Raw genomic sequence first — 2119 nt, 5'->3', positions numbered from 1 at the left:
TCCTGGCCCGACGGCTATTGAGATAGCGTCATTCGACCCTGACTCGCATGACCAGGAGCCATGTCGTGGAGCCCTGCTGCGGGTCAGGGGCGGGCCCTGGGGACGAAGCCCACGGCCGGAGAAGAAGGGGAATAGTGCACGGTCGGAATAACCCCCTCCCGCCAGTAGCGCAGGGATTGCGCTCAGGAGAAGCCAGGTCCCCGGCCGCCAGTCCGGCGGCCGGGGACCCGTTTGTACGCGTCGCGCTGAGGTGACGTGACGCGTCCTCCCTCCAGGAAGCCCGTCACGTCACCTCACTGCGGGTTGTCCCCCGAGCCGCGCCGCCGTGTGGTGATGAGCGCGACCACGATGGTGCCCACGGTCGTGATGACGGCCGTAATGATCTCCATTTGCCCCCCTTGACTGATGGCGCCGAGTCGCGCCGGGAACCCGCACACTCTCAGGTTTTCGAGCGAGCCGTGTGAGCCATAAGTGCACGTCAGGAGGGGGTACAAGGGCTTTGCGCTTTACGATTCCTCGTAGGATCGGCGGCCGTTTCTGCACAGGAATCTGCAACAAAACATGCTGGGCGCGGGTGCCGACGAATCGTTCCAGCCGGGACGCGTCCGGCCCGGCCGCCGGCCTGGTGGCGGGCCTATCACTTTTCGTCGTCGACTCCTGGAACCTTTGCTAGGCGCACCTGCGACTTCCCGACGAGACCGGGCACGCCACGGGATGAGACGAAAGTACGACGCGTAGGGGACCGGCCACGGCAGCGTGCGACGTAAGCCCTCTCCGGTTTTTACGGTCCGCGGCCATGGTCACGACTGCCGCAACGCCCCGCACTCGGTTCGCCGCTCTCGCCGTCCGCGCCAGGAACATCGTCGACAGCGGCCTGTGCCCCCGCACGTCCCTCGTACCGGACTGGCGGCTGCGCACCAAGCAGCTCACCGAACTCGCCGCGGCCTCCGCGCGGTCCCGTCGGGCCGCTCTCGCGAGCGTCGATGACGACACCATCGTCGACCTGATGGTCCTGTCCTACCTCCGTGGCGGGACCCCGTACGTCCTTTGGGACGACACCCCGTCCGCACCTGGGCGCGGCTCCGGGACGTCCTGGACGCCGTTGTCGACCACCCGAAGGTGGCGGCCCCGGTCTGCTTCGGTGTGGGCGCACGCAGGCAGATGGTGCCGCTCCTGGCGCTGTGGCACGTCGGTGCGCCGCGACAACGAAGCGCTCGTGATCGTCGCTCTGTCACCCCAGGACTGCCACAGCATCCGCAGGGACCTGCCCGGCTCGTCGAGCTGGCGGGACTGTTCCGCTTCCCGCCGGTGTTCGTCATGCATTCCGGTACCGGGAAGTCAGCGGATCGAGAACCGGAGGGGTGGTGCTGCCGCGCTGCCCCAAGCCTGAATGAGCTGTTCTGCGGTGAGGCCGGACGTACCGATCGAAGGTGCGACGTTCTCGATCAAGAAGGGCGGGGTCGGGCGGCGGCGCGTGGCGAGAGTCCGTCGGGTCTGCCTAAGACGGTGTCCTACATGGTGAGTTTGAGGAGCCGTTTGTAGCAGCAGAGTGCTGCGGCGAGGCCGAGAAAGGCCAGGTAGTTGCGGGCAATTCGTTCGTAGCGGGGGCTGAGTCTGCGGTAGCCGGACAGCCAGGACATGGTCCGTTCGATCACCCATCGGCGTCGGCCCAATCGTTCGCTGGACTCGATGCCCTTGCGGGCGATGCGCACCCCGATCCGCTTGCCGCGGAGCCATTTTCGCAGGTCGGGGACGTCGTAGGCCTTGTCGGCGTGGAGGCGTTGGGGTTTGAAGTGGCGGCCGCGGTAGGGGTCGTGTTTCGTTTGGTGACCCGCCACCATGGGCTTCAGGCCTTGGCTGTCGTGGACGTTGGCGGCCGAGATGCCGACGACCAGGGGCAGTCCGTTCGCGTCCGACAGGATGTGCATCTTGGAACCCGGCTTGCCTCGGTCCACGGGGCTCGGACCTGTGTGCTCGCCCCCTTTTTAGCGCGTACATGAGCCGAGTCGAGGACCACACGGGAGACATCGACGAGGCCCGCGTCATCGAGCCGGTGAATGACGGCTTCATGCAGGCGGCCCCACACGCCGGCCCTCGACCAGATCATGAACCTGCGGTG

Annotated in this window: 1 protein-coding gene and 1 pseudogene; one reads left to right on the top strand and one right to left on the bottom strand. The window is 66.9% G+C overall.

The window, feature by feature from the left end; all coding sequences use genetic code 11:
- The first annotated feature begins 796 nt into the window (after nucleotides 1–796).
- Nucleotides 797–1390 carry a hypothetical protein gene (locus ABZV42_RS42165; RefSeq protein WP_355991961.1) on the top strand — a complete coding sequence of 198 codons (594 nt, stop codon included), beginning with the start codon at nucleotides 797–799 and terminating at the stop codon, nucleotides 1388–1390.
- Between the two features lie 121 nt (nucleotides 1391–1511).
- Here ABZV42_RS42165 and ABZV42_RS42160 read toward each other — a convergent pair.
- A pseudogene (locus ABZV42_RS42160) lies at nucleotides 1512–2119 on the bottom strand (IS5 family transposase); the annotation flags it as partial.

It is taken from the genome of Streptomyces sp. NPDC005281, from assembly GCF_040607495.1.
In the GTDB taxonomy this organism is placed as follows: Bacteria; Actinomycetota; Actinomycetes; order Streptomycetales; family Streptomycetaceae; genus Streptomyces.
Note: the sequence above shows the minus strand (reverse complement) of the source record. Positions and strands in the feature narration are given on the sequence as shown.